Source organism: Ignatzschineria cameli, assembly GCF_003121895.1.
GTDB lineage: Bacteria > Pseudomonadota > Gammaproteobacteria > Cardiobacteriales > Wohlfahrtiimonadaceae > Ignatzschineria > Ignatzschineria cameli.
Genome location: NZ_QEWW01000003.1, coordinates 222,647 through 246,199, shown reverse-complemented (window position 1 = coordinate 246,199; position 23,553 = coordinate 222,647). Strand labels below are relative to the sequence as shown.

Sequence of the window (23,553 nt, the reverse complement as noted above, 5' to 3'; positions counted from 1 at the left end):
CATATCTGGTGGCAGGTTTTCTCTAAAATAGCGATATAATACAGAGAAAATGCAGAGAGGAGGGGGAGAAGAGGGAGAAAATAAGGGATCCTCTCTTTGACAAACAGAAGAGGATAGTAGAGAGATATCCCCGCTGTCTATGCTAAAATAGAGCATCTTTCGATAATTTGAGAATAGGAATAGTGCATGCAATTTCAAGATCTACGGGAATTTATTGCTTTTTTAGAGGCACGGGGAGAGCTTAAACGAATCACAGAAGAGATCGATCCTTATTTAGAGATGACCGAGATCAGTGATCGAACCTTAAGAAAAGAGGGGCCTGCACTTCTATTTGAGAATCCTAAAGGCTTCGATATGCCGGTGTTGACTAACCTTTTTGGAACACCGGAGCGTGTTGCTTTTGGAATGGGGCAGGCATCGGTGGATAAGCTTCGTGATGTCGGGGAGTTTTTAGCTTTTCTAAAAGAGCCAGAAGCACCGGAGAATTTAAAAGATGCTTGGAAGAAGCTTCCACAATTTAAACAGATCTTATCGATGCGTCCTCAACGTGTTAAAAAGCCACTCTGTCAGGAGGTAATCCTTGAAAAAGAGGAGATCGATCTGACAGCGATGCCGATTCAACATTGTTGGCCAGGAGATGCGGCACCGCTTGTTACATGGGGCTTAACCATTACAAAAGGGCCTTCTAAGCGCCGACAAAATTTAGGAATTTACCGGCAGCAGGTCATAGGTAAAAATCGTCTGATTATGCGCTGGTTAGCTCATCGAGGTGGTGCGCTCGATTATCGTGATTTTCAACTTAAAAATCCCGGCAAGCCCTTTCCTGTTGTTGTTGCTCTAGGTGCTGATCCGGCCACGATTTTAGGCGCTGTAACACCGGTGCCAGATGCCCTTTCAGAATATGCTTTTGCCGGACTTTTACGTGGAAAGAGAACAAAGATCGCGCGTGCAACGCTCCATCAAGAACTCTCAGTGCCGGCAACTGCGGAGATTATATTAGAAGGATATATCTATCCAGATGATCTCGCAGAAGAGGGACCTTATGGTGATCATACCGGTTACTATAATGAGACAGATTTTTTCCCGGTCTTTACTGTTGAGAGAATGACAACAAGAGTCAATCCGATCTATCACTCGACTTATACGGGTCGACCACCCGATGAGCCAGCTGTGTTAGGAGTTGCTCTGAATGAGGTTTTTGTCCCTATTTTGCGTAAGCAGTTTCCGGAAATTGTCGATTTTTATCTTCCACCGGAGGGATGCTCTTATCGGATGGCTGTCGTTTCTATTAAGAAGCAGTATCCTGGGCATGCAAAACGAATTATGTTAGGAATCTGGTCCTATCTGCGACAATTTATGTATACCAAGTTTATTGTGATTGTCGATGAGGATGTCAATTGTCGTAATTGGCAAGATGTGATCTGGGCGATTACCACGCGAATGGATCCATCGAGAGATACCGTGATGGTAGATAATACCCCGATCGATTATCTCGATTTTGCGTCGCCTATTTCTGGCTTAGGCTCGAAGATGGGGCTTGATGCTACCAATAAGTGGGAAGGGGAGACCGATCGCGAATGGGGAGTTCCGATTGTTCAAGATCCTGAGATTGTTGCCAAAGTTGATGCAAAGTGGGATCGCTTGAAGATCTTTGATTGATCTTAGAGATGGGTCTTGACTAATTTTGGCTAGCCCTTGATTGATGATCAACAATTGAATCATGAGTCGTTGATGGTGGAATGCCCGCGATCGAAAATGGGTGATGGAAAGAGATCGCTTCTGAAGCGAGAAGGAGTAAAGATGAAGAAGTTACTAAAAATGGGCATCCTCTATATGATGGCTCTTGTTGTGGTGGGTTGTGCTTCATTAGGCGGCGGAAATATCTCTACAAATAATCCTAATGCTTATGGTGATTATCAGGTCGATATGATGAGTAATCAGGAATTGATCGGCAAAGAGGTTATCTTAGGTGGAATGATTATCACAATGAATCAGCCGGCATTTGGAACACGGATCGAACTGGTGCGTTATGAACTCAATCGAGATGGCTATCCTCTTCGAAATGGGGAGATGGATAATAATCGTCTGATTGTTGATATTCCGGGGGGGATTCGTGTTCGTGGTTATTCGCCGGGGGATTATCTTACGGCAGTAGGGATTGTTAAATCTGCAGAGGAGGTCTCATTAGGTGGGGAGCGGGTGCGTGTCATCACCTTAGATGCGCTTGACTATCAGTTTTGGCGCGATCCGAAACGAGAGATCTACTATGATGAACCCTTCTTTAACAGCCCAGCTATCGGTTTCGGTTTTTACCGACCTAATTGGGGTTTTGGATTTAGTCCCTACGCACCCTATTACTATTAAGGATGATTAAGTGATAAAATTTAGGCGATTGAAGTGATAGAATAGAGCAGCGTTGATTTCGAGCGAAATTAGCTAACAAAGAGATAGTAAACAGAAAACAGACAGATAAAAACGGGATAATGTTTAAGATAACTAGAGAGTCGATAATAGATAGATCAATGTTAGATGAACATTAATATAAACGTTAGATAAAGCTAGATAGAACGTTGATCTAGAGCAGAAAAAAGAAAGTTAGTATAAAACTCGCAAGGTACTAGGTAAGCTTGTCGAGTTTTGTTCTTTCTTGCTTTTGTAGAAAATAGAGCAGTAGATGGCTTGGAAGGGTCTTTGTGAGTGGAAATATTTATCTCAAAAAAAGAGAGATAAATGGCAAAGACGCTATTTATAAAGGGTAGATCTCAATGCGTAATCTCCTGAATTTTGGTATGATTTGGGCGCTTATTATATTTGAGGATAGATTGGATTTTAATAGCTCATGAGTTTATTAGTATTAGGGATAGGACATAAGACTGCTTCGGTAGAAATTCGAGAGCGCGCAACATTAGTGCCGGAAAATATTCGAGCATTTTTAGAGATGGCAAGAAGTCATCAATTAGCGAGCGAAGTTGTTGTGTTATCGACTTGTAATCGAACAGAGTTCTATTTTTATCAGCTCTCTATATCGGTAGAAGAATTTTGTGAGATTTGGGCGAAGTACTCGGAGCTTGATGCAAAAACGGCAAAATCTCATCTCTATCAAATTGAAGGGGATGCGGCCGCGCGTTATATTTTTCGCGTTGCTGCCGGCTTAGAGTCCCTTATTCTTGGTGAGCCTCAAATTATGGGGCAGTTGAAGGATGCTCTTACCTTAGCGACAGAGTATGGAACTGCTAAAAAGTATCTTCAAAGAGTGTTACAGATGAGTTTCAATGTCGCCAAAGAGATTCGTACAGAGACAAATATCGGTGCATTTGCTGTCTCGGTTGCCTTCTCTGCTGTGCAGTTAGCGCGTAATATCTTCGATGGTTTAGAGCATCATCATGTATTGCTAGTAGGGGCAGGTGAGACAATTGAGCTTGTGGCGCGTCACTTAATTGAAGCGGGCGTTCGCAAAATCACAATTGCTAATCGACGCGTTGAGCGAGCTGAGTTGATGATTGAAGAGTTAGGGGTTGAAGCGCAAGCGCATGGTTTAGAACAGTTGCCAGAGCTTCTACCGATAGCCGATATTGTGGTTGCTTCTACTGCGGCTCAGGATGCCTTAATTACAAAAGAGATGGCTAAAGCTGCCTTAAAGATCAGAAAAAATCGCCCAATTTTATTAATTGATCTTGCCGTTCCGCGTGATATTTCACCAGAGATCGATAAACTCTCTAACACCTATCTCTACACAGTTGATGATCTCAATGAGATTGTTGAGAGTAATCAACGTGCTAGAGAAGAGGCTGCAATTCTTGCAGAGCAATATATTGAGAAAGGGCTTGTACGTTGGTGTGAATGGTATAAAATCGCAGAAATAGGTCATTCTGTACAAACAATAGTCGCTTATGCCGAGAGGGAGCGAGATGACGCGATTCGTCGCCTCTTCAATCAACTTGAGAGCGAATTTGATGCGGAGTTAATCGAAAAGATGGCAACTCAGCTGACCAATCGTATCCTTCACCCAATGATTGAACATCTTAAGTCATTAGAAGAGTCAGAAGAGACGGCGACTGTTGCCGAGCTTTTAACACAATTTAAGATTTAAAAAAGAGGTAATTTGGTATAATTACCCCATTCATTTTTTATTTACTCAAGGATTGGTATGTCAATTACGTTTGAAGAGGCGCAAGATATTATTGCTAAATCGGAAGAGATTATCTTAGCTTCAGAAATTCAGGACGCTTATGATGCGATGGGTCGTGCTATCACCTATGATTTAGAACTTTCAGATCCACTAGTATTAGTGGTGATGAATGGAGCATTGATTCCTGCTGGACAACTTTTAACTCGTTTGAACTTCCCTTTTCAGATCGGTTATCTTCATGCAACAAGATATAACGGGGATATTGAGGGTGCAACACTTGAGTGGAAAGTAAAGCCATCTGTTGATGTGAAAGATCGGGTGGTACTACTTATTGAAGATATCTTTGATGAGGGAACTACACTCAAGGAGATTGTCTCCGTTATTGAGAATATGGGCGCACAGGTGGTCTATACGGCAGCATTGGTGAATAAAGTCCATGAGCGTAAACCGAAAGATTTTAAAGTAAATTATATTGGTGTTGATGTGCCTGATCGTTATATCTTTGGTTGTGGCATGGATTATCATGAGTATTGGCGTAATCTTCCCGGGATTTGGGCGTTAAAAGAGTAGACTAATAGAGATAATAGAGAGCTAACAGAAAGATAACAGAGGTGTGAGATGAGTAAAAACTTAATTATAAGAGCGCGACAGTTACTACTGCTGATGGTTTTCTCATTAGTAGCGATAGTTCCTCTTCATGCACAAGTAAAATTAGAGATTGTTAAAGCATCGAGTCAAGCTTATCCCATAGCAATTGTTGATCATGCGACAAATAATCAGAAATTTTTAGAAGTGGTGATCAATGATCTCCATCGTTCTGGGCGTTTTATCCCTAAGGTGGGGCTTGCGGTGCCTGAGCAGTTGAATAATGTGGGGCAGGCAGATAGTGGAATTTGGCGTGCTGCCGGCATCAACTTTATCGCGATCTTAACGCCGAAAGGGAATATGCTCCATGTTGAGGTGGGTGACACCTTTTCAAAGAGTGTGCGAGCGAGTCGAGATTTTCAATATGTGAATGATGAGAAGGGGCAACGAGCAGTAGCTCATAAAGTTGCTGATTTTATCTATGAAGCAATTACTGGTGTTCCCGGTTCATTTAGCTCAAAAGTAGCTTATGTTTCTCGTAATAACCGTACCTTCTCACTAGTTGTAGCTGATGCCGATGGCGCCTACCCACAGGTGATTTTAGAGTCAAATGAACCGATTTTATCACCTACTTGGTCGCCGGATGGTCGTAAAATAGCATATGCTTCTTTTGAGAAGAAGCGGAATCAGATTATGGTGCAAGATCTCTATAGTGGAAAGCGCCATGTTGTGATTAGTGAGCCTGGGATTAACTCAGCACCTACTTGGTCGCCTGATGGTACCCGTCTAGCTTTCACTCTTTCACGAGATGGAAATCCAGAGATCTACACTGCAAATATAGATGGTAGTAATTTAACCCGTTTAACAAATAGTCCAAGTATCGATACAGAGCCGGCATGGGGTCCTGATGGGATGATCTACTTCACCTCAGATCGTGGAGGTACTCCACAAATTTATAGAATGCCAGAAAATGGTGGAGCACCTGTTCGTATCTCTAATGTGGGTAACTATAATGCCAATGCGACAATCTCAGCGGATGGAAAACATTTGGCGATGATGCAGCGCAATCCAGGGCAAGGCTTTGGAATTGCAGTGATGGATTTAACAACAGGTAATGTTAAACGATTGACAAATGGTGGTAAGGATGAGGCGCCAAGTTTTTCAGGTAATAGCCATATGATTCTCTATTCAGATGGTCGCGGTGGGCTCAAAATTATCTCTACAGATGGAAATGTTGAGCAACGATTCTATGGAATCGGAACCGATGTTCGTAAACCGAGCTGGTCGCCTAATGTTCGATAGATAACAATAAAAGATTTACTACTACATAGATTTCAAGAGGGTTTAAAATGCGTAAGTTAATGATGAGAGGTATCTCCATAGCGCTATTAGGAGCTGTGGTTGCAGCGTGTAGCTCTACAGGTGGAGCGGGTGGTGTCGGTGGCACCGGCGGTCCTGGTGGCGTAGGTTATGGCTATGGTTACGGAGAAGGGCCTGCTAGTACCTACTATGATGCCGACTATGGTAAACGTGGAACAGCAGATCGTATTATCTACTTTGATTTTGACTCAGATCGTTTGCGTCGTGAGTCTTATGATGTGGTTCGTGCGCATGGACAGGAACTTAAAGCAAACCCTAATCGAGGTGTTTGGTTAGAAGGGCATACCGATGATCGTGGATCGCACGAGTATAATATGGGATTAGGCGAACGCCGAGCATTGAGCGTTAGGGATCTTCTCCTCCAATCAGGAGCAAATCCAAATCAGATTAAAGTTCGAAGCTACGGAAAAGAGATGCCAGCAGTCTCAGGATATGATGAGAGTGCGTGGGCACAAAACCGTCGCGTAGAGATTGTCTACTAATTAAGGTTCCGCATCACGAATTAGGATCGATATAAAGAGAGCGCCTGTGCAGCAGTAGCATAGGTGCTTTTCTACTTTTAAGAAGGAAGTTTTGTGATTAAAAAAGAGAGTTTGGGCTTATATAAACGGATCTTATCTTACTCTTTCAAATATCCGCTGATCTTAATTACTTCACTTTTATGTGTCGTGCTCGGTGGGTTTGCAGAAGCGGGTCTATTTTGGTTATTAAAACCGATTCTAGATGAAGGCTTTGTCGATAAGAATCGGCTCTTTATTGAGTTGATGCCGTGGCTTGTTGTCGGTGCTTTTATCCTAACGAGCGTACTCAATTTCGCAGGTAGCTTTGGGATGCAGTGGATCTCTCAGAGAGTGATCACGACACTTCGAGTCGCAATGTTTGATAAATTACTGCATCTACCGCAAACAGCATTTGATAAGCACTCTACTGGTTACTTTATGTCGAAGTTGACCTTCGATGTTGCACAGTTGATGGCTGTCAGCTCCCTTACCTTAGTATCGATTATTAAAGATAGTGCCATGATCATCGGATTGGTTACGGTGATGTTTGTGAATAATTGGCAAATTACACTTCTTGTCTTCTTAATGGCGCCATTTCTCTATCTGATTTTACGCTATGTCTCTAAACGTTTGCGGGGGATCTCTCGAAGAATGCAGGGGCATATGGGCGAGTTTAATCATATCTTAGAAGAGGGGATTAGAGGGCAGAAGGAGATCAAGCTCTTTGAAGCTTATGATCAAGTTAATGGACGTTTCTCTAAGGTTAATAAGGATCTAAGACACTTGAGTATGAAGAGCTTGGTCGCTAGCCAATTAGCAAGCCCTGTCTCCCAAGTCTTTTTAGTGATTTTTATCGCCTTTGTGATCTGGTATGCCTCAAATCAAGCCTCGGCAGATCAGGTTACTATCGGAAGTTTTATCTCGTTGTTAGCAGCGATGGTTGGAATGTTAACGCCGATTAAACGTTTAGTCAGTATGAATGAGGCGTTACAACGGGGAGCGGCCGGTGCTGAAGGGGTCTTTAGTATTTTAGATGCGGAAGGAGAAAAAGATCAAGGCGATGCTAAGTTATCGCAGGTGAAAGGGCATATTGAATTTAAAGATGTGACTTTCCAATATGAGGGAAGTGAGGTAGCGGCACTTAAAGAGATCTCTTTAGAGATTAAGCCCTATGAAACGGTAGCGCTTGTAGGTGCCTCCGGCAGTGGAAAGAGCACCTTTGCGAATCTGCTTTCCCGATTTTACAATCCAACCTCAGGTTCGATCTCTTTAGATGGTAAGAATATTGAGGAGATTGAGCTCGCCGCTTATCGATCAGCGATCGGTTACGTTGGGCAGCATGTCATTCTTTTTGCAGATACGATTGCTAAAAATATCAGTTTTGGTAACGAATTTTCGACTGAAGAGGCGATTGAAAAAGCAGCTCAATTTGCAAATGCCAATGCTTTTATTGAGAAGTTACCTGAGCAGTATGAGACAGTCATTGGTGAGAATGGGGCAAAATTATCAGGAGGCCAGCGTCAAAGGATTGCGATTGCGCGGGCGATTTTGAAAGATGCTCCGATCTTAATCTTTGATGAGGCGACAAGTAGTTTAGATAATGAGAGTGAGTATGCCATTCAACAGGCACTCAAAGAGCTGAGTCGTGAGAAGACGACGATTATTATTGCTCATCGACTCTCAACGATAGAGCATGCCGATAAGATTGTTGTTTTTGATCAAGGACGAATTGTTGAAGTTGGTACACATCAAAGCTTGCTTGAGAAGGCGGGATATTATGCCAAACTCTATCGGGTAGATAAAAAATAGACTTATCTTATTATAAATAATTTTTATTCCATGATGGATCACCCGGGCTTGATCGGGGTTGTATCAAAAAAGATATTTGTATTAAAAATCCCACAAATTTGGATTTTTGATGCAAATATGTATCAATTCTAATAAAAATGAGATATGATTGAACCGTTAGTTTGTATTATCTGAAGGTAACTTGTTACAACTGTCTGTAATACATTTATTTTATAATTAGTAATTAAGTGGAGACTTATATGAAAAAGCAATTAACTATTGCTGCATTAGCAGGTCTATTCGCGACTTCTACAGCTGTAGCAGCGACAGATTCGTTAATCGATAGACAAGGTGAGTTTGTAAAAGATCGTCAAGGCGAGTGTGTCTTAGTTAAAGATGGCGTTCCTGGATGTGGTGTTGTTGTGCAAGATTTAACTTTCTCAGCAGATACATTCTTTGCTTTTGATAAAGCAGAACTTCGTCCACAAGGCCGTGAGTTACTTGATAAAGTAGCAGCAGAGCTTGTTAAGAATGCAAACGATGTAAAATCAATCACTCTTACAGGTCACACTGATGCGATCGGTAGCGAGAAATACAACCTTGGTCTTTCACAACGTCGTGCAGATGCAGTACGCAACTACTTAGTTGAGAAAGGTGTTAACCCAGCAATTATCACTGCTAAGGGTGAAGGTATCAGCTACACATTTGACAACGCAACTGCTGAAGGCCGTGCGAAAAACCGTCGTGTAGATGTTAAAATTGAAGCAGTAAGAGAAGTAAACGTTAACTAATTAACAATTTCTCTATTGTTGAGCAACTTGCTCCGATAATAATTTCATCGGGGTAATGTTCAGAGCACTCTATCTAATAGAGTGCTTTTTTTGTGCATTCTATTTTTGTAATCATTTTAATATTTATCACTCTGCGATAAACTCTGCGGCAACAGCCACCATTTAACGCCGATTATTGGCGATTGTAGCGATCAACTGTTTTATGAGAGTTATTCCACTCTAGAACCTCATCGGTTTGATTAAAGCGGATATTCTAAGCCTGAGGGGTGCTTTTAATCTTATAATACTTCTCAATGAGCATATAAGGATTGATCAGATAAGGGCAGAAGCATGAGGCTTGAGAAGGTAAAAGCATATTTCATTGTTAATTGTTAACTTGCTGATGTAATATTTAGGATTTAGAATGGCGAGCTTACACTATTAGCCAAGTATTCACTCTAATATTAATTTAGAAAAGGTAATATTCTGATTTTAGCCTAGAATATAGTCTCCGAGGCTGATGAAAGGAGCATCAACAAAGATCGATAGAGGTTCGATAGATGATTCTTCTCTGGCTTTTTTTAGATAAAAAAAGGGTGCGCTTCCGTAGTAGTCGGTTGCAAATCACCAAGACTCTTGAACGCGTACGTTCAAGTGGATACCTAATAGAGTTCTTTAGGCTTCTGAACTAAATCAGCTTGCACACCAAACTCTAATGTCGGCGATCCAAAGTATTAAAATTAGGATCAAGAGGTGTATGGTGATAAAAACGCTCGTACATAACAGAAACGCACCAACGACATTTTGACATAATCACCATAAATTATCAACCTAAGATTGGGCGATAAAAAGGCCGTAAAGCTCCTCTGTATGAGGACTATCCATCTTTTTAAGGAGTTGCTTAAAGGAGCGACCAGTTGTCACAACATCATCGATAATAAGGAATGATCTCTGCTCTGCAGGCGATAGAACAGCATGATTTTTAATAAAGTGGTTTTGTAGATTTGTAAGTCTTTCAGATCGTTTAAGGTCTGTCTGAGGAATAGAAAAGGCACGCTTTTTTAGATAGTTATCACAGTAGGAGAGCTCACTACGTCTCGATAGATGTCGAGCCACTTCACTGACGGGATTGTATCCTCGCTTCGCAATGCGAAGACGGCCACTTGGCATAGGAATAATGGTTGTATCGATCGGTAATTGAGCAAAGAAGTTGGGTGCTTGCTGCCACATTAACTGAGTTAATGTTTTTGCTAAATAGGGGCGTAGGGAGTATTTAAATTGCTGAATAATCTTACGAACAGTGTTCTCATAATTGAAACAGACAAAAATATCCTGAAGTTTAGGGTGTTCTTTTTTGCAAAAATGACACAGAAAGGCTCCGGTTGTATCACAAAAGATACACTTTCGATCGGCAAAAATTATTTTTGAGACACAGCTTTGGCAGAGATTTTCATACTTCTCTAATATAATTTTTTGCTGGCAGAGGGTGCAAAAAGGTGGGAATAGTGACTTTAAGAGATATTTTGTACGCTCTAATATCGATTGCTTCATTGTTGCTCTCGCTTAATTGACTCTTCGAAACTGTTCCTAAAATTGGCTTTTAAATCGGATTGCTTCCATAACCCTCATTGCTACTCATTACTCTCATTAAGTCTAAGTCTAAGTCTAAGTCTAAGTCTATTAAGTCTATTAAGTCTATTAATTTTATTGCTATTCCTCTTATTATTTTCGTTATGAGTGAGGGAATGGCTACTAAGGATAGGTGTTGAATACATTGTGTTGTAATTTTATTTGATCTACCCACCTTTTCGACTTTTTATCTTCTGTTTAATGACCTTTGGCATCACTTGCTTGGGATATTGTGGCAAATGGAGGATGCCTCCTCTAGTGGTTTGAGAGGGGGGATCGCACTAATTTGAACACTGATAGGATCATGGTCGGAATAGCGAAAGGTGTAATATAGGTTGGTATTGATGTGATGTGCTTGAGGATTATGGTATGAGAGGCGATGATCAACCAAAATATAATCTAGTATTACCGGCCGATTTCGATGCTTTGTTGTGTAGAGTCTTCCCGGAAGATCTTTCCAGATAGATCTTAATTCTTTACTTTGTAATATCTCTAGCGTCTGACTATTGGGGGTATCGTTAAAATCCCCTAAGAGAATAATATAGTGGTTAGGTAGCTGTTGAGTATAGAAGTTATAAATCGCTTGTGCCTGTTGATTTCGCTGTTTTCGTGCGCGCTTTTTATCTTGATTTGTTTTTGCATTTTGTGATTTGAGATGACAGTTGATCAGCATGAGAGGATGGCCATGATAATCGATCGTTAGCGCAAGTGGGTAGCGGGAGGCCGAGAAGAACTGCTGCTCATCACCCGAAAAACAGCTCATTGTAGGTAGCGTCTGTAGTTGTTGTACCGAGAGAGATTCTTTAACGAGAAATGCGGGGCGAATATTGAGGTCAGCGGCACCACCAGAACTCTCATTTGTAGGAGGAAGATCGAGATAACGATATCGAATACCACTTCGTTGTGCTATCTGTTGGCAGATCCAATCGCCGATAATCGCTTCGGCTCTTGGATGATCGCTCTTTGTCTTAGCACCGATCTCTTGCAATGCAATGATGTCCGGTAAATTGAGGGGATCATCAAGCGCAATAATGAAGTGAAAGAGTTTCTGGATAGAAGAGCCTTCATAGAGGTTTTGTACATTGCAAGAAGCAATCGAGAGATCGAATGAGTGATCGAGTATTAGTGGCATGAATGATGTTTTGTGGGAAAGGTCAATAGGGTAGCGCTATGATTGGTAGTAATGACCAATCGATTGTAAAAGAGCGATCTTATGGTGATCGTCTGTCGCAGTAGCCTCTTCTAAGAGCGCTTCATAGGTAGGCTGATAGCGGGTACGATAATACTCTCGTTTAAGGAGGATATAACGTTGCCACTCTTCCTGCTCATCTTCAAAGAGTGTTTCAAAGTAATTGCGTGCGCGGTAGATAAAGAGAAGGGGGTCGAGGCGAGGGTCATCAAAATAGAACTCATGATACTTTAGCTCCTCGCCATTCATCTTAGGCACTAGATCCATCTGATGACGATCTTTACGCTCAAAGAATCCTTGGTAGAGCAGTGATTCTACCGGTTCACTGTGAGGATCGCTCTCAAAGTCGCGTGGTGTTTGATAGATCTCCATCAATTTTGTTTCCATCAATTCTCGATTATCGATAATAAGCTGATGATTTTTAAGGCAATGTTGTTGATCTAAAATATCTGAGGGGAGGGTAGAGAGAAGCGCTGTGGGTGCTAAAACGGGGCAACGATTGAGATGAATGCCTTTAAGGGGAATTCTTGCCTCTCCTTCAGGCAGTTCAGCGGTTGGGGTGTAGAGCTTCTCTCTAATCGTTTCTGCAGGGAGTTCTAAGAGTGGTTCTATCTCTCCCATAAGATCGATAGAGATTAATTCATTACGATTTTGTGGGCTAAAAAGCACCGGCGTGATCATGGAGATATTATTACGCTCTAATCCAAACATTCCTGAGATATGAAGCAGTGGTTTGAGTTTTTGTAGATCGATTAATTGTTGAAGATCTCGCGCGCGCCGATGATTGAAGTAGTAGGAGAAGAGGCGCGGTTGCCGTTCTTTGATCAATTTAGCCATTCCAATGGTGGCATAGACATCACTGAGGGCATCATGGGCTTTCTCATGGAGGAGATGATTCGCCTTTGAGAGATTTTCTAATTTAAAGCTGACATTCCCCTTCTCATCTTGGGGCCACTCAATCCCTTCTGGGCGAAAGGTATAAGTGGCACGAACGATATCGAGCAGATCCCAGCGAGAATTTCCATTTTGCCAACTATAGGCGTATGGATCGATAAAGTTACGATAGAAGAGGTAACGAATCATCTCATCATCGAAGCGGATATTGTTATATCCCAAGATGCAGCTATTAGGTCGAGAGAATGCTTCCGCTATTTGGGTAGCAAATTGAGCTTCAGAAAGCCCTTTCTCTTGAGCTTCCTCTAAGGTAATGCCGGTGATAAGAATCGCATTGGGATCAGGGAGATAATCTTCCGGGGGGTGGCAATAGATATTGATTGGCTCTTCAATGATATTGAAGTTTTCATCTGTTCTAATGCCGGCAAACTGCGCAATACGATCCTCTTTAGGATTAATCCCAAAGGTTTCAAGATCATAAAAAAAGAAGCTTGGTGACATGACATCTCCTCTATCGATTGCTATTTGAGTTGCGATTTAATTATCGCTTTGCGGCGATAAGAGAGCATGATAACAAAATCTATGATGGGGCTCTATTGATGCGACCCTTTAGAGTGAGAAGTTTTCTCCAAGATAGACGCGACGGACATCTTCATGATTGAGAAGATATTCTGTGTCTCCTTCTGCGATAACGGTGCCGGCACTTAAAATGTAGGATCGTTCGCAGATCGAGAGCGTTTCACGAATATTGTGATCGGTAATTAAAATACCGATATTACGCTTAGAGAGTTGGAGAATAATCGATTGAATATCAGAGACAGAGAGCGGATCTACGCCGGCAAAAGGTTCGTCGAGTAGCAGAAATTTAGGATTGAGCGCTAAGCTTCGGGCAATCTCTACACGGCGACGCTCTCCACCTGATAGGGAGATTCCTAGGGAGTTTGCGATGTGAGTGATTTTAAAGTCTTCAAGTAACTCGTCGGTAAGCTCTTGTTGTGCTTGTGGCGAGAGATCTTTGCGAGTTTGACAGATTGCTAAAATATTATCGCGACTACTCATCTTTCTAAAGATAGATGCTTCTTGCGGGAGGTAACCGATCCCTAATTGGGCACGGATATGCATCGGACTTTGAGTAATCTCTTTATCATCGATAAAGACCTCACCCTCATCTGGGGTAATGAGACCAACGGTCATATAGAAACTGGTTGTTTTCCCGGCGCCATTAGGGCCTAAGAGCCCGACGACCTCACCCTGTTCAATATGGAATGAAGCACCATTGACAACGGTGCGATTCTTAAAGCGTTTAATGAGATTTTGTGCAGTTAGTAGCATTGTTTGCTTACCTTTCACTCGTAAGAGATTGTTCAGAATCATTCTATTGCGCTAAAACATATCAGAGCGATACGATAGAGCGATAGGCTATTAGTCCCGATTATCCATCTGAATGGTAAAGTGGACTCGCTCTTTAGGGCTTCTTTCAGCATTAATCGTTCGAGTATCTAGATCGTAGATAATTTTATTGGCTGTCGCGATATCTTTGTTCTGTTCTACTTGAGCATTGGTTTCAAGCTCTAATATTGCGCGTTTAGGGAAATAGCGGAGCGTCTGCCCTTCACCAAAGACCCAAGGTTCATCTGGCTTAGGAAGATCTTTAATTTTCACCGGATCCCCGGTAGCAATAATATACTCTAATTCACCATCTTCGAGGAGAAAATGCGCCTCATCGGCATAGATTGTTAGATTTCCTTGAACCATGACCACATTTCCCCGATAGATCCCGGTAGGTTCTGTCGGGGAGCTGCTCTGGAACTCCGACCAGTCGGCATCGATATGGAGTGGTAGTTTTCGATCTTCCGGGAGTGCTAAAGCGATACTATTGAGAAGAAGGAGGAGTGGCATGCCCTTTTTTAAGAGGGCAGAGAGCGGTGTTAACAAACTATTTTTCATCGTGATGACCTGTATCTGGTTCAGTTATATAGGTAGATTTTACATCTCTATGGAGCGTAAAGTGTTCTTTACGGGGATAACCGATTAATCCATAGCCGGAGAGTTTTCGTGTAGGCATCTCTAATTCAACAAAGAGATCAGTTGTGACCTTATCTCCTTCATCATGAATATAGAGTAGATCTGTCGTAATGACCATATCATCTTCAGGTTTCTCTCGATCAGGTTTATGGAGATAGACATTTTTAATAAGAGTGAGCAGCGATTTATCTTCTGTGTAGCGAGCAAAATCGCTCTTTGCAGTCCATTCGATCAGTTCATTGAGTGGGCGCTCATCGGCATTGAGGGCCATTAAGTTGTAATGTTTAAGGAGTGGATCGGTTAAATATCCTCCTTCAGCATTATCGTAATGAACAAGGGTCTCTCCTATTAGGAGATATTCAAGTATTCCCTCTCTATTGTATCGAAAGACCTCAAAGTCATTGAGAGAGAGTTGTGGATCTGTTGATTCTACTTTCTCTTGCCCACGACTATCTTGATAGATGACCCATGCAAAGTAGAGGAGAATGCCTAAGATAAAGAGCAAGAGGAGACGTTTGAGGATCTCTGCAGTTGTCATAAGGGCTCCTTTTAAAGGGTCGGCCTGAGGTTGTCAGGGAAATTGGGGACTTTACGAGATAGACCTAATAAGATCTGATTATCTATCAGATTATCTTATTAGGTCATCTTATCAGGCAGTTTTATAGGCCGATCTTAGTAGTCATCGTCAATTTCATCAGGTTATTCTGATCAATGACGATCGCCGACCTTCAATGGCCTTTTATTTACCTTTTAATAAAATTTTAATAACTTCTTTAATGGTTTTTAAAATATTTTAATAATTTTTAAGAGGTTTTATTATTTTTTAGTCAATGTTTGGATATTTAATGCGTCATCTGCCATCAGAAGGATATCTGCCCCTCGCGCTGCAAAGAGACCATTAGTTACTACGCCGGTGATCTGATTGATAGATGCTTCCAATTGAATAGGACTTGTGATCTTAAGGCCGGAGACATCAACAATGAGATTATGGTTATCGGTGATAAACCCTTCTCTAATTTGAGCTCTTCCTCCCATCTGCTCCATTTTACGCATCACGTAATGTGCCGCCATCGGGATCACTTCGATCGGGAGTGGGAATTGCCCTAATGTTTTTACCAGTTTTGATTGATCAGCAATACAGACAAAGCGATTAGCATGAGCGGCAACGATCTTTTCACGAGTTAATGCACCGCCGCCCCCTTTGATCATGGCCAGGTTGTGGTTGATCTCATCGGCGCCATCAATATAAGTATCGATAAGTGTGATATCAGCAAGATCGACAATAGGAATGCCGAGGGCTTCGACCTGTTTTGAGGTTCGTTCTGAGCTCGATGCAACCCCTTTGATCTTAAAAGGAAGCGTAGGAAGCAGGGCAATTAAGCAATCGACAGTGGAGCCGGTGCCTAGACCTAAGATTTGATCTTCAGGGATATATTGTAGCGCTGCTTTTGCAACAGCTTCTTTTTGTTGTTGTGCGTTCATAATATAGTGTCACAATAATTAGGAATAAAAGTGGAAAGTAGTCTAGACGCTCAAATGATAAGGATTTAATCGTTTATATACTACGTGCTTTGCTGTATAGTGTACGGACTAATTATACTCGTAAAATCGATAAAGGGAACATTCAATGACAGTAGCAAAAGATAAAGTAGTTAGCGTAATTTATACCCTCACTGATGACCAAGGTACGCTCCTTGATACAAACAAAGGTCAAGAGGCTTTGGATTTCATTCAAGGGCATGGAATGATGATCCCTGGATTTGAGAAAGCGCTTGAAGGTGCAGCTGAAGGGCAAACACTCTCATTCACAGTTTCTCCAGCTGAAGGCTATGGCGAATCAAACGATGATTTTATTATTGAAGTTCCCCGTACAGCATTCCCTGAAGATGAAGAAGTTCAAGTGGGTTGGCAGGTAACAGGTACAACACCTGATGGTCAAATGCAGGCATTTAGAGTTCTTGCAGTCTCAGATGAAACAATTAAATTAGATGCAAATCACCCATTGGCAGGCAAAAATCTTAACTTTGAAGTTGAGGTTGTCGGCCTTCGTGATGCGACAGAGCAAGAGCTTGCACATGGTCACGTTCATGCCGATGGTCATGATCATTAATTTTTAAAATTTTTGATTTATAAAAAATATCTATGTCTCAAAGTAAAATTTATCAATTGAAGGGGGAACTATCGACAATGATGGTTCTCTATTTGAGAGGAATAGATCTAAAATTATTAGAAGATGAGCTATCAAGACAAATTGATAGCTCTCCTCAATTGTTTAGAGGTATTCCTATCATTGTTGATCTCTCTGCGATTACCGTTGGTAATAGCTTAGATCTAAACTGGCTGAAAAATCTGCTATTGACGAAGGATCTTGTTCCTGTCGGTCTTAGAAATGCGAATGAAGATCTCATTGCTAAAGCAGGTAGTGCCGGGTGGGCATTATTGGCGGGAAATAGTGGTCGTGCGCGTGAAATAGAACTCAATAGTGCTGAGATCGCTTTAGAGGAGCAGAATCGTGCCGCTATAGATGCGGAGAAACAAACGGTCGTAGAGAAAGAGATCGAGGTTATTCAGCCTATTGAGACAACGATGCATGTTCAGCAAGTGCGTTCAGGTCAACAATTGACGGTCTCTCAAGGCGATTTAGTTGTGATCAACTCCGTCAATGAAGGTGCTGAACTTCTTGTTGATGGTAATATCCATGTTTATGGCGCATTAAGAGGCAGAGCCTTAGCCGGTATTCATGGGAATCGATCTGCAAGAATCTTCTGCCAATCGCTTGAAGCTGAATTGGTGGCGATTGCTGGTTTTTATCGAATGCAAGAGGATATTCCTTCTGAATTACGAGGCAAAACGGTGCAGATCTATCTTGATCAAGATGAATTAAAGATCGAGCAATTAATTAAGTGATATTGATAGATGCTCGAAGGAGCACTCTATTGATAATGATTATTGAGTTACTGTTTTAATAGCGGCAGTCACACCAACGATAATCAAGTAGATAGTAATAAGTGGTTAAGATTAATATTAGCAAGTTATGATTATAGAGTTGTGATCAAGTTGTGATATTAATCAGCTGTATCAAGGAATCAGTTGCATCATGATGCTTAAGCTCTATATTATGACTCTATATTACTAAGTCTTACTAAATATCCCTAATGCATCAGAGATATTTATGTAATAGTTATGGAATGTTTATGTAATGGTTATAAATTTATAAACATACTTATAAATAGCTATAAGTAGCTATAAATGATTATTAATTAGACGTTAGTTTAAGGTATATTGTATCTTCTATAGCTATTTTGTTTATTGGTATCTTTATCGAATATTATCGAATATTATCGAATATTTTTATCGATACCTCTATTCGTATCGCTATTATTTATCGCTATATTATTAGTATCATGATCACTTATCGTTTAAATTTATGATATAGAAGAATGATAAATAGAAGCGATAGCTCCTTTGCCATAATGGATCCTAAAGGTTCATTATTTGATTTTTCTTGATTAAAGTAGAGAAAAGAGTAGCGCAAAGGCTCAATAAATGGGAGAGTAATTCTCTCGAAAATTCTTTACAAGAATTTAATATTTCTTAAGAATTTTAATTAGGTAATCTAAATAGATAGAATTTGTATGTGGGGGCACGAGTGGCAAGAATCATAGTTGTAACATCCGGTAAGGGTGGTGTAGGTAAAACGACGACGAGTGCGAGCATTGCAGCAGGGCTTGCAAAGAATGGACATAAGACCGCAGTGATCGACTTTGATGTAGGTTTGCGTAACTTAGACCTAATCATGGGTTGTGAACGTCGTGTCGTATATGACTTTGTGAATGTTGTGAATGATGAGGCTTCATTGGCACAAACATTGATTAAAGATCGTCGTCTTGAAAATCTCTACATTCTTCCCGCTTCTCAAACACGCGATAAAGATGCCCTCACAAAAGAGGGTGTTGAGAAGGTGATGAAGGAGCTTGATGGTATGGGATTTGAATTTATCATCTGTGACTCACCAGCCGGTATTGAGAAGGGTGCACAGCTTGCAATGTATTTTGCAGATGATGCTATCGTAACAACCAATCCAGAGGTCTCCTCAGTTCGTGACTCTGACCGAATTTTAGGAATTCTTGCAAGCAAAACAAAGAGAGCAGAAGAGGGTAAAGAGGTTAATCAGCACCTTGTGATCAATCGCTATAACCCAACACGTGCAGCGAATGGTGATATGCTCTCTGTTAATGATATTTTAGATATTCTTGGTATTCCCCTTTTAGGAGTGGTTCCAGAGTCTCAGGCCGTATTGCAATGCTCTAACTCAGGGGAACCTGTGATTATGAATGAAGAGTCAGATGCAGGACAAGCCTTTAATGACATTGTTGAGCGTTTTCTTGGAAAAGATCTCCCTCATCGTTTTATTGAAGCGCCTAAGAGAGGCTTCTTTGGACGGATTTTTGGAGGTTAGAGATGTTTCAGCTGTTGTTCGGCAAGCGTCGTAGATCAAATACGGCATCGATTGCAAAAGAGCGCTTACAGATTATTGTTGCGCATGAACGTGTAAAGAATATGGATGGAAATCCAGATTTTATGCAAGATCTTCAACGAGATATATTGGAAGTTGTTCGTCGCTATTTGCCAGTTGAATCTGAGCAGATCAATATAGCGATGGAACGCGACGGAGACTGTGACGTTTTAGAGTTAAATATCGTTTTGTCGGATGATGAAAAATAGGTGATATTCTGTACTACTGCGGTAGATCATTATCTGAGCAAAAAGGTCGATAACTTATTGATAATAAAGTAGCCGTATTGGAAAATACGGCTATTTTTTCGTTAAAGCTTGCAATTTTTTTTTTGATCTAATATAACAAAATAGTGTGAAGAAAACTTATGCGTCTAGATAAATGGTTATGGGCCGCCCGATTTTATAAGACTCGCCGTCTTGCTACGGATGAGATTAATAAAGGGCGCGTAAAAGTCAATGGCATTGAGGCCAAGCCTTCTAGAGTTATCGTCGTAGGTGATTTGGTAACGATAAGAAAGTTACAAGTGATCTACGAAGTCGAAGTGTGCTTGCTTATCGAGCAGCGCGGTCCAGCATCTGTAGCAATGACAATGTATCAAGAGACAGAGGTGAGTATTGCTCGAAGAGAGCACGAGCGTGAGCTTCGCAGATTATCTCCGCAGCCTCACTCAGAATCGAGGAGCAGTCGAGATAAAAAACGTTTAAGAGACGTGAAACAAGGGAAATATTTTAAATCGTAATATAAATACGTTTAGTGACGTATATCAAGTGGAGAGAAAGAAAATGGGTTATCGGTCAGAAGTTGATTTGTTAGGGGAATTATTAGTACCAAGTGATGCTTACTACGGCATCCACACCCAGCGAGCAATCAATAACTTCACCATTTCAACCCAGAAGAACCGAGATAATCCACAATTTATTTATGGCTTAGCAGCAGTAAAAAAAGCAGCAGCAAAGGCGAATATGGATTTAGGAGCTATCAAGCCGGAGGTGGGTCATGCAATTATTGCGGCATGTGATCTCCTTCTAAAGGATGATACTTACTATATGCATTTCCCTATTGATGCATTCCAAGGGGGCGCGGGTACTTCACTCAATATGAATGTGAATGAAGTGATTGCCAACCTTGCACTTGAAACGCTAGGACTTGAGAAGGGGCGTTATGATGTTATTAATCCTAATGACCATGTTAATGAATCTCAGTCGACAAATGATGCGTATCCAACAGGAATGCGGGTCGCTTTTTATAAAGTATCTGAGGCATTAATTGAAGCGGCAGATTATCTATACCAAGGGTTGAAGGAGAAGGAGAAGGAGTTTTCTGAAGTCTTGAAGATGGGGCGGACACAGTTACAAGATGCTGTACCTATGACTTTAGGAATGGAGTTTGGCGCATTTGCGTATCAGATTAAAACGGGCATCGATTATTTAAAACTTGCTCGACAAACGTTGCTCTCGATTAACTTAGGTGGGACAGCGATCGGTACGGGAATCAATACGCCAGATGGTTACGCTGAGCTTGCGGCTCACTACCTTTCAGAAATAACGGGATTCCCCTTCAAGCCGGCGGATGACCTTATTGCAGCAACATCAGATCTTTCTGATTTTGTCTACTTCCATTCTGCATTAAAAGGTTTTGCTGTTAAATTATCAAAAATGGCAAATGATCTTCGTCTTCTTTCATCGGGTCCTCGTGCAGGATTGAAAGAGATCAATCTTCCTGAGTTACAAGCAGGAAGTTCGATTATGCCGGCAAAAATTAATCCCGTGTTGCCAGAGGCTGTTAATAATGCCTGCTTTAAAGTTTTCGGGAATGACACAACTGTCTTAACTGCTGCAGAAGCAGGGCAGCTACAGCTTAATGCGATGGAGCCTGTGATTGCACAATCAACATTTGAGTCGATGATGTTATTAACAAACTCCTGCCGTTCTCTGCAAGATCGTTGTATCTCAGGCATCACAGCGAATGAGAGTTATTGTCTTAACTATATTCTTAATTCGATCGGTATTATCACCTATCTCAACCCTATTATTGGTCATGGAGAGGGGGATATTGTGGGTCGTATCTGTGCGAAGACAGGTAAGAGTGTCCGGGATGTGGTCTTAGAGAGAGGCTTAATGGGGGCAGATCAGTTTGATGAGATGTTCTCATTAGAAAATCTCCGTAAAACATTAGGTCTACATTAAAGGATCTATATTAAGGATCTATATTAAGGATCGCATAGTAGGAGGGGACGTCAGGTTCCTCTCTTAGCGAGATATAAATAAGAGAGAATGTTCAATATTATTGAAATTGATAAAGAGATCGATTCGCCTTTGTGTCAAGAGGCGAATCTTTTTTTAAGCGGGTATCAAAAGGTCTACTCTCCCCATAGTGTGAGGGTAAAGCAGCAGGCTTTGAGTCAATTGATTGTCTATCTTAAAGAGCGGGAGGTTGATGCTTGGCCTGAATGTGATGAGCGAGTATTGCGGGAATATCTGATCTTTAGGGCGAAAGGAGGTCGCCGAAAGCAGCGTGAGCGTCTTAGTAGCGCTAGTCTTGAAACTCATCTTGCCGCCTTGAGAATTTTTTTCACCTATCTATTAGAGAAAGGGATTGTGACTTATAATCCCGCAAGGTTAATCTCCCCCCCTAAGAAAGCGGAACGTTTACCAAAAGTTGTAGAAGCTGAGCTCTTAAAGACCATTTTAGATCGTCCGCCGGAGGATCTGTTAGAGAAGCGTGATCTTGCGATTTTAGAGCTCCTCTACTCTAGTGGTCTGCGTCTTGCCGAGGTTGCGGCGCTTAATTTGCCGCATCTCGATCTTAATGAGCATTTGGTGCGAGTTATTGATGGTAAAGGGGGGAAGGATCGTTTAGTGCCTGTAGGTCAGGTTGCACTGATAGCGATTAAAGAGTGGTTGTCGATTCGCCAAGAGTGGTTATCTGCAGCTTCACTGCTCGATCGGGATGATGAGGCGCTCTTTATCTCTCAAAAGGGAGGACGGCTTTCAGATCGGCAAATTAGCCGCCGGGTGAAGCGTTATGCAGAGAGGAGTGGGGTCAATATTAATCTTCATCCCCATCTTTTGCGCCATTCAATGGCAACCCATATTTTAGAATCGAGCCAAGATATACGGTTAGTGCAGGAGTTATTAGGGCATGCTGATATCTCTACAACCCAAGTCTATACTCATCTCAATTTTAATCATTTAGCGAAGGTTTTTGATAGTGCGCATCCTCGTGCGAAGCGTAAAAAAGAGAAGTAGAAGGGGAAGTCGGGCGAAAAGTAGGGCTGGAAACAAAAAAGAGGCGTAAGAAGAGGCATAGAAAAAGAAGAGGACTACTCACAATGAGTAGTCCTCTTTTCTGTTCAAATATTATTTGATCTTTATGACTGCTTAGCTATGTGCTATCGCCATCTTGTTGATGCTCACTTAATTCCGAGAGGAATTAGAGAGTTTCACCACCTACAGGACGGTTACATGGGCAGAGTTCATCAGTTTGAAGTGCATCAAGGATACGTAAAACTTCAGGAACGTTACGACCAACGCTGTCTGGGTTTACAGACACGTGTTGGATAACGTTGTGTGGGTCTACGATAAATGTTGCACGTAAGCAAACGCCAGACTCTTCATCACGAACACCAAGCATGTCAACTAAATCACCTGCTGGGTCAGCAAATGAGTAGTGGCCTAATTTATCTAAATCTGGATGTGCGCGTCTCCAAGCTAATTTACAGAATTCGTTATCTGTAGATCCGCCCATAAGTACAGCATCACGGTCTTCAAATTCTTTAGCGATTTTATCAAACTCAACGATCTCTGTTGGGCAGACAAATGTAAAGTCTTTTGGATAGAAGTAGATAATTTTCCACTTACCTGGGAATGATTTTTCTGTGATTGTTTCAAAAGCAGAAACACCATTCTCTTCTGGGTTGTTAAAACCAGGTTTTGCTGCAACAACTTCAAATGCTTCTAAAGTATTGCCAACAGTTTTAGGAATACGATAAGTAAAGTCTGTATCAAAAGTCATTGAAAACTCCTTTATATTGAAAGTGATTCGGAATTCGGTGAGAGCAAGAAGTATCTCGATCTCGTTACACTATTTATAATAGGGGCTTTGACTCGATAATTCAATGAAAAGGCTCATTGAATTATCGAAAG

Annotated in this window: 23 protein-coding genes and 1 other RNA gene; 15 read left to right on the top strand and 9 right to left on the bottom strand. The window is 41.4% G+C overall.

Features of this window, described 5'->3' with window-relative positions; translation table 11 throughout:
- Positions 1–186: 186 nt before the first annotated feature.
- The 8 genes from ubiD to DC077_RS06435 all read left to right on the top strand — a co-directional run bounded on the left by ubiD (position 187) and on the right by DC077_RS06435 (position 9,173).
- Positions 187–1,659 (top strand): 4-hydroxy-3-polyprenylbenzoate decarboxylase, encoded by a 1,473-nt coding sequence (ubiD, locus tag DC077_RS06470; RefSeq protein WP_109201586.1) that lies wholly within the window; start codon positions 187–189, stop codon positions 1,657–1,659.
- A 141-nt stretch (positions 1,660–1,800) separates the two neighbouring features.
- On the top strand, positions 1,801–2,364 hold the full coding sequence (locus DC077_RS06465) for a Slp family lipoprotein (RefSeq protein ID WP_157953501.1): 564 nt from the start codon (positions 1,801–1,803) through the stop codon (positions 2,362–2,364).
- A 475-nt stretch (positions 2,365–2,839) separates the two neighbouring features.
- Positions 2,840–4,090, top strand: coding sequence for a glutamyl-tRNA reductase (gene hemA / locus DC077_RS06460; RefSeq protein WP_109201588.1), 1,251 nt, complete (start codon positions 2,840–2,842; stop codon positions 4,088–4,090).
- 57 nt (positions 4,091–4,147) lie between these two features.
- The gene (locus DC077_RS06455) at positions 4,148–4,699 is read left to right on the top strand and encodes a hypoxanthine-guanine phosphoribosyltransferase (RefSeq protein WP_094567641.1); all 552 of its coding nucleotides are present in this window, start codon (positions 4,148–4,150) and stop codon (positions 4,697–4,699) included.
- A 48-nt stretch (positions 4,700–4,747) separates the two neighbouring features.
- On the top strand, positions 4,748–6,016 hold the full coding sequence (tolB, locus tag DC077_RS06450; protein WP_109201589.1) for a Tol-Pal system beta propeller repeat protein TolB: 1,269 nt from the start codon (positions 4,748–4,750) through the stop codon (positions 6,014–6,016).
- A 47-nt stretch (positions 6,017–6,063) separates the two neighbouring features.
- Positions 6,064–6,576, top strand: coding sequence for a peptidoglycan-associated lipoprotein Pal (gene pal, locus DC077_RS06445; RefSeq protein WP_109201590.1), 513 nt, complete (start codon positions 6,064–6,066; stop codon positions 6,574–6,576).
- A gap of 93 nt (positions 6,577–6,669) precedes the next feature.
- Positions 6,670–8,403, top strand: coding sequence for a lipid A export permease/ATP-binding protein MsbA (msbA, locus tag DC077_RS06440; RefSeq protein WP_239990265.1), 1,734 nt, complete (start codon positions 6,670–6,672; stop codon positions 8,401–8,403).
- Between the two features lie 239 nt (positions 8,404–8,642).
- Positions 8,643–9,173, top strand: a complete 531-nt coding sequence (locus DC077_RS06435; protein WP_109201591.1) for an OmpA family protein — start codon at positions 8,643–8,645, stop codon at positions 9,171–9,173.
- 576 nt (positions 9,174–9,749) lie between these two features.
- Here the strand turns inward: DC077_RS06435 and ssrS are convergent.
- The 8 genes from ssrS to rpiA form a co-directional block, all read right to left on the bottom strand.
- Positions 9,750–9,944, bottom strand: a non-coding RNA gene (ssrS, locus tag DC077_RS06430) — 6S RNA.
- A 39-nt stretch (positions 9,945–9,983) separates the two neighbouring features.
- Positions 9,984–10,703, bottom strand: coding sequence for a ComF family protein (locus DC077_RS06425; protein WP_109201592.1), 720 nt, complete (start codon positions 10,701–10,703; stop codon positions 9,984–9,986).
- Positions 10,704–10,995: 292 nt separating this feature from the next.
- On the bottom strand, positions 10,996–11,913 hold the full coding sequence (locus DC077_RS06420; protein WP_109201593.1) for an endonuclease/exonuclease/phosphatase family protein: 918 nt from the start codon (positions 11,911–11,913) through the stop codon (positions 10,996–10,998).
- Positions 11,914–11,949: 36 nt separating this feature from the next.
- Complete coding sequence (gene sbcB / locus DC077_RS06415; protein WP_109201594.1) at positions 11,950–13,365, bottom strand: exodeoxyribonuclease I; 1,416 nt, start codon at positions 13,363–13,365, stop codon at positions 11,950–11,952.
- A 108-nt stretch (positions 13,366–13,473) separates the two neighbouring features.
- Positions 13,474–14,196 (bottom strand): LPS export ABC transporter ATP-binding protein, encoded by a 723-nt coding sequence (gene lptB / locus DC077_RS06410; RefSeq protein WP_109201733.1) that lies wholly within the window; start codon positions 14,194–14,196, stop codon positions 13,474–13,476.
- A gap of 90 nt (positions 14,197–14,286) precedes the next feature.
- Positions 14,287–14,811 (bottom strand): lipopolysaccharide transport periplasmic protein LptA, encoded by a 525-nt coding sequence (lptA, locus tag DC077_RS06405; protein WP_109201595.1) that lies wholly within the window; start codon positions 14,809–14,811, stop codon positions 14,287–14,289.
- Positions 14,801–15,427 carry an LPS export ABC transporter periplasmic protein LptC gene (lptC, locus tag DC077_RS06400; protein ID WP_109201596.1) on the bottom strand — a complete coding sequence of 209 codons (627 nt, stop codon included), beginning with the start codon at positions 15,425–15,427 and terminating at the stop codon, positions 14,801–14,803. The genes lptA and lptC overlap by 11 nt, the downstream gene beginning before the upstream one ends.
- Positions 15,428–15,705: 278 nt before the next feature.
- Complete coding sequence (gene rpiA / locus DC077_RS06395; protein WP_109201597.1) at positions 15,706–16,371, bottom strand: ribose-5-phosphate isomerase RpiA; 666 nt, start codon at positions 16,369–16,371, stop codon at positions 15,706–15,708.
- 145 nt (positions 16,372–16,516) lie between these two features.
- Between rpiA and DC077_RS06390 the strand changes: the two genes are divergently transcribed.
- The 7 genes from DC077_RS06390 to DC077_RS06360 all read left to right on the top strand — a co-directional run bounded on the left by DC077_RS06390 (position 16,517) and on the right by DC077_RS06360 (position 22,656).
- Positions 16,517–16,999 (top strand): FKBP-type peptidyl-prolyl cis-trans isomerase, encoded by a 483-nt coding sequence (locus DC077_RS06390; RefSeq protein WP_109201598.1) that lies wholly within the window; start codon positions 16,517–16,519, stop codon positions 16,997–16,999.
- Positions 17,000–17,031: 32 nt separating this feature from the next.
- Positions 17,032–17,796 carry a septum site-determining protein MinC gene (gene minC / locus DC077_RS06385; protein WP_109201599.1) on the top strand — a complete coding sequence of 255 codons (765 nt, stop codon included), beginning with the start codon at positions 17,032–17,034 and terminating at the stop codon, positions 17,794–17,796.
- 742 nt (positions 17,797–18,538) lie between these two features.
- Positions 18,539–19,348 (top strand): septum site-determining protein MinD, encoded by an 810-nt coding sequence (minD, locus tag DC077_RS06380; RefSeq protein ID WP_094567712.1) that lies wholly within the window; start codon positions 18,539–18,541, stop codon positions 19,346–19,348.
- 2 nt (positions 19,349–19,350) lie between these two features.
- Positions 19,351–19,614, top strand: coding sequence for a cell division topological specificity factor MinE (minE, locus tag DC077_RS06375; protein ID WP_094567629.1), 264 nt, complete (start codon positions 19,351–19,353; stop codon positions 19,612–19,614).
- Positions 19,615–19,772: 158 nt separating this feature from the next.
- A complete protein-coding gene (locus tag DC077_RS06370) occupies positions 19,773–20,147 on the top strand; it encodes an RNA-binding S4 domain-containing protein (protein ID WP_109201600.1) in 375 nt (124 codons plus the stop codon).
- 43 nt (positions 20,148–20,190) lie between these two features.
- Positions 20,191–21,594: an aspartate ammonia-lyase gene (locus tag DC077_RS06365; protein ID WP_109201601.1), complete on the top strand. Its 1,404-nt coding sequence runs from the start codon at positions 20,191–20,193 to the stop codon at positions 21,592–21,594.
- An 87-nt stretch (positions 21,595–21,681) separates the two neighbouring features.
- On the top strand, positions 21,682–22,656 hold the full coding sequence (locus tag DC077_RS06360) for a tyrosine recombinase XerC (protein WP_109201602.1): 975 nt from the start codon (positions 21,682–21,684) through the stop codon (positions 22,654–22,656).
- A 184-nt stretch (positions 22,657–22,840) separates the two neighbouring features.
- Here the strand turns inward: DC077_RS06360 and DC077_RS06355 are convergent, their stop codons facing one another.
- Positions 22,841–23,422 (bottom strand): peroxiredoxin, encoded by a 582-nt coding sequence (locus DC077_RS06355; protein ID WP_109217899.1) that lies wholly within the window; start codon positions 23,420–23,422, stop codon positions 22,841–22,843.
- Positions 23,423–23,553: the final 131 nt, after the last annotated feature.

Excerpts from the sequence above, each read along its gene's own strand:
- ubiD (WP_109201586.1), top strand. The coding sequence starts at position 187 with ATGCAATTTCAAGATCTACGGGAATTTATTGCTTTTTTAGAGGCACGG.
- DC077_RS06465 (WP_157953501.1), top strand. The coding sequence starts at position 1,801 with ATGAAGAAGTTACTAAAAATGGGCATCCTCTATATGATGGCTCTTGTT.
- hemA (WP_109201588.1), top strand. The coding sequence starts at position 2,840 with ATGAGTTTATTAGTATTAGGGATAGGACATAAGACTGCTTCGGTAGAA.
- DC077_RS06455 (WP_094567641.1), top strand. The coding sequence starts at position 4,148 with ATGTCAATTACGTTTGAAGAGGCGCAAGATATTATTGCTAAATCGGAA.
- tolB (WP_109201589.1), top strand. The coding sequence starts at position 4,748 with ATGAGTAAAAACTTAATTATAAGAGCGCGACAGTTACTACTGCTGATG.
- pal (WP_109201590.1), top strand. The coding sequence starts at position 6,064 with ATGCGTAAGTTAATGATGAGAGGTATCTCCATAGCGCTATTAGGAGCT.
- DC077_RS06435 (WP_109201591.1), top strand. The coding sequence starts at position 8,643 with ATGAAAAAGCAATTAACTATTGCTGCATTAGCAGGTCTATTCGCGACT.
- DC077_RS06425 (WP_109201592.1), bottom strand. The coding sequence starts at position 10,703 with ATGAAGCAATCGATATTAGAGCGTACAAAATATCTCTTAAAGTCACTA.
- DC077_RS06420 (WP_109201593.1), bottom strand. The coding sequence starts at position 11,913 with ATGCCACTAATACTCGATCACTCATTCGATCTCTCGATTGCTTCTTGC.
- sbcB (WP_109201594.1), bottom strand. The coding sequence starts at position 13,365 with ATGTCACCAAGCTTCTTTTTTTATGATCTTGAAACCTTTGGGATTAAT.
- lptB (WP_109201733.1), bottom strand. The coding sequence starts at position 14,196 with ATGCTACTAACTGCACAAAATCTCATTAAACGCTTTAAGAATCGCACC.
- lptA (WP_109201595.1), bottom strand. The coding sequence starts at position 14,811 with ATGAAAAATAGTTTGTTAACACCGCTCTCTGCCCTCTTAAAAAAGGGC.
- lptC (WP_109201596.1), bottom strand. The coding sequence starts at position 15,427 with ATGACAACTGCAGAGATCCTCAAACGTCTCCTCTTGCTCTTTATCTTA.
- rpiA (WP_109201597.1), bottom strand. The coding sequence starts at position 16,371 with ATGAACGCACAACAACAAAAAGAAGCTGTTGCAAAAGCAGCGCTACAA.
- DC077_RS06390 (WP_109201598.1), top strand. The coding sequence starts at position 16,517 with ATGACAGTAGCAAAAGATAAAGTAGTTAGCGTAATTTATACCCTCACT.
- minC (WP_109201599.1), top strand. The coding sequence starts at position 17,032 with ATGTCTCAAAGTAAAATTTATCAATTGAAGGGGGAACTATCGACAATG.
- minE (WP_094567629.1), top strand. The coding sequence starts at position 19,351 with ATGTTTCAGCTGTTGTTCGGCAAGCGTCGTAGATCAAATACGGCATCG.
- DC077_RS06370 (WP_109201600.1), top strand. The coding sequence starts at position 19,773 with ATGCGTCTAGATAAATGGTTATGGGCCGCCCGATTTTATAAGACTCGC.
- DC077_RS06365 (WP_109201601.1), top strand. The coding sequence starts at position 20,191 with ATGGGTTATCGGTCAGAAGTTGATTTGTTAGGGGAATTATTAGTACCA.
- DC077_RS06360 (WP_109201602.1), top strand. The coding sequence starts at position 21,682 with ATGTTCAATATTATTGAAATTGATAAAGAGATCGATTCGCCTTTGTGT.
- DC077_RS06355 (WP_109217899.1), bottom strand. The coding sequence starts at position 23,422 with ATGACTTTTGATACAGACTTTACTTATCGTATTCCTAAAACTGTTGGC.